Annotated in this window: 1 protein-coding gene; it reads left to right on the top strand. The window is 64.5% G+C overall.

Translation table 11 applies throughout. The features are described from left to right. Window positions 1-186: 186 nt before the first annotated feature. Window positions 187-971 (top strand): zinc-binding dehydrogenase (locus Q0994_RS33860; protein ID WP_363325602.1); only part of this gene is annotated, 785 nt, incomplete at its 3' end.

The raw sequence follows: 971 nt of genomic DNA, 5'->3' as shown, positions 1-971 counted from the left end.
GTGTGTGTGGTGCCTCGGTTGGGGCGTGTGGGTGCGGGTGTGGGTCCGGGTGGTTTGTGGCGTCTGGGTGTGGAGCGGAAGGGGTCGTTGGAGGGTTTGGGGGTGGTTGCTTCGGGTGGGGGGCGGCCGTTGGGTGTGGGGGAGGTGCGGTTGGGGGTTCGGGCTGCGGGTCTGAATTTCCGGGATGTGTTGATCGCGTTGGGGTTGTATCCGGGGGATGCGCCGTTGGGGAGTGAGGCGGCGGGTGTGGTGTTGGAGGTTGGTTCGGGGGTGGTGGATCTGGTTCCGGGTGATCGGGTGATGGGCCTGGTGCTGGATTCGTTCGGGCCGGTTGCGGTGGCGGATCGGCGGATGGTGGTGCGGATGCCGGAGGGGTTCTCTTTTGTTGAGGCTGCTTCGGTTCCGGTGGTGTATTTGACGGCGTTTTACGGGTTGGTTGATCTGGCGGGTCTGCGGTCGGGTGAGCGTTTGTTGGTTCATGCGGCGGCTGGTGGTGTGGGTATGGCCGCGGTGCAGTTGGGGCGGCATTTCGGGGCTGAGGTTTTCGCTACGGCGAGTGCGTCGAAGTGGGATGCGGTGCGTGGGCTGGGGGTGGATGGGGGGCGTATCGCGTCTTCGCGTGATCTGTCGTTCCGGGAGCGGTTCCTGGAGGTGACGGGTGGTGAGGGTGTTGATGTGGTGCTGGATGCTCTCGCGGGTGAGTTCGTGGATGCGTCTTTGGATTTGTTGCCGCGTGGTGGCCGGTTCATTGAGATGGGCAAGGCTGATATCCGTGATCCGGAGGTTGTGGCGTCGAGTCGTCCGGGGGTTCGGTATTCGTCGTTCGATTTGTTCGAGGCGGGTCCTGGGCGGGTTCAGGAGATGTTGCTGGAGATTGTGGGGTTGTTCGAGCGGGGTGTGTTGCGGCACGCGCCGATTCGGGCGTGGGGTGTCCGGCGTGGTGCTGAGGCGTTCCGGTTCCTGCGGGAGGG

The organism is uncultured Streptomyces sp., from assembly GCF_947488945.1.
GTDB lineage: Bacteria > Actinomycetota > Actinomycetes > Streptomycetales > Streptomycetaceae > Streptomyces.
Note: the sequence above shows the minus strand (reverse complement) of the source record. Positions and strands in the feature narration are given on the sequence as shown.